3 protein-coding genes are annotated in these 1,487 nt (G+C 63.0%); all 3 read right to left on the reverse strand.

The genetic code is table 11. The features are described from left to right. Window positions 1–85: 85 nt before the first annotated feature. Window positions 86–298, reverse strand: a complete 213-nt coding sequence (locus EOA60_RS32585) for a hypothetical protein (protein ID WP_066998409.1) — start codon at window positions 296–298, stop codon at window positions 86–88. A 113-nt stretch (window positions 299–411) separates the two neighbouring features. Beyond that, the gene (locus EOA60_RS32590; RefSeq protein ID WP_245430647.1) at window positions 412–864 is read right to left on the reverse strand and encodes a hypothetical protein; all 453 of its coding nucleotides are present in this window, start codon (window positions 862–864) and stop codon (window positions 412–414) included. A gap of 180 nt (window positions 865–1,044) precedes the next feature. Further along, a complete protein-coding gene (locus EOA60_RS39950) occupies window positions 1,045–1,254 on the reverse strand; it encodes a KGG domain-containing protein (RefSeq protein WP_066998404.1) in 210 nt (69 codons plus the stop codon). Window positions 1,255–1,487: the final 233 nt, after the last annotated feature.

The raw sequence follows: 1,487 nt of genomic DNA on the forward strand, positions 1-1,487 counted from the left end.
TTCCCAACGTGGCCATTGATCGGATGTGCCTGGACGTCCCGTACGGGGTGAGTTGCTCATCGTTGCCTCGCTTTCAGAGAGCCGGTCAGCCCTCGGCCTTCATGGTTCGTGCGATTTCAAGCAGCTTGTCGCGGTCATGCCCGTGCTCGCGGATCAGCTCGCGCGCCTGCTTCGGTGAAAGGTCGGTGTTCTCGGCCAGGAACCGCACGTCCGGATCGTCGCCGCCCTTGGTCGGCAGCCTCGCGTCTTGTGCCGTTCGGCCAGCGCCCGGGCGATGTGGAAGTTTGCTTTTATCCATCGTTTTCTCCTTCCGATAACCAACCCTTGGCGAAAGGACTGGTTCCTTCGCCGAGCTGGCGACCGCGATGAGGCAGGGCGCCTGAAACGGGCTGCGGTCGTGCGGGGCTGGGGCTACGCCTTCTCGTTTTCGTGCCCGCGCTCGGCAGCTTCCTTCTTGCGGCGCAGCACTTCGTCGGTGCCGACGATGTCCTTCGCGCCACCGCTGATGGCGGTGGAGACGACCGCGGGCGGATCGCTCGCCGGGAAACTATCTTCGAGACCGGACTGCAATTGTTCTTCCAGCGTGTCCGGGTTCTCCGAGCGTCCTTGCGTGCGGCGGCCGTCGATCTGTTCCACATCCTGTTTGGCGTCGGGATGCTCGCGCACATTGCGCAGCGTGGACACGACGAGTTCGATCGCGAACTCCTTCATTGCCTCGACGTCTCCCGTGACGACGTCCGCTTCTTCGATGACGCGGATGAGGGACGCCTCGACCTTGTCCATCTCGCTCTTGCCTTGACAGCGCGCCAGCTTCTGGCTCAGGGCGGTGATGAGCAGCGGAGCGAAGGTCGAATAGGCCTGCATACGTGTCTCATCGACACGTTCGGGGTGAAGTGTGCGCACGGACATTGTTGCCTCCGTTCAAACGTCCTGCCGACGGCCGAGCCGCCGGGGTTTCGGAGGAACCAAGGGGAGGGGAAGAAGTTCCAAATTGGATGTTCTGGGCGGCGTCCCGCGAAGGGATCGCGGGACGCCTGCTTAAGCTCAACGCTGGCCGCCCTTGCGGCCGGCTTCGGATGCACGTTCGCGGTCTTCGGCGAAGTTGCCGCTGCCGCCCCTGTGCTGACCTGAATCCTGCTGACGCATGTTGCGGTCCTCGGCCTGCTGCTGGCCGCGACGCTGATCGTCGCGGTTCTTGTGGCTCTGCTGGCCTGCTTTGACGTGCTGTTGGTGAGTTCCGCCTTGATTAGGCATATCTGCAGCTCCGTTGTGTGGGATTGGTCTTCGGGGTTTGATTCAAGGAGGTTCGACCGCCTTGAGCAATGAGAACCGCTGCCCGCGATCGATGTTCCCCCACGAAATATTTCGTGAATCCTTTTAGCCCGACCATGCCGCGACAGCCTTGTCGTGCGTCGCCGGTCCGCGCGGGCGCCAGGGCCCGGGGCCACGGTCGGTCTCTTTCCTACGACTGAAGTCGGAGTGGCTCG

This window comes from Mesorhizobium sp. M1A.F.Ca.IN.020.06.1.1 (genome assembly GCF_004023265.1).
Classification (GTDB): domain Bacteria; phylum Pseudomonadota; class Alphaproteobacteria; order Rhizobiales; family Rhizobiaceae; genus Mesorhizobium.

What these genes read in the sequence shown, in the direction of transcription:
- EOA60_RS32585 (WP_066998409.1), bottom strand. Translation starts at nt 298, where the DNA reads ATGGATAAAAGCAAACTTCCACATCGCCCGGGCGCTGGCCGAACGGCA.
- EOA60_RS32590 (WP_245430647.1), bottom strand. Translation starts at nt 864, where the DNA reads ATGCAGGCCTATTCGACCTTCGCTCCGCTGCTCATCACCGCCCTGAGC.
- EOA60_RS39950 (WP_066998404.1), bottom strand. Translation starts at nt 1,254, where the DNA reads ATGCCTAATCAAGGCGGAACTCACCAACAGCACGTCAAAGCAGGCCAG.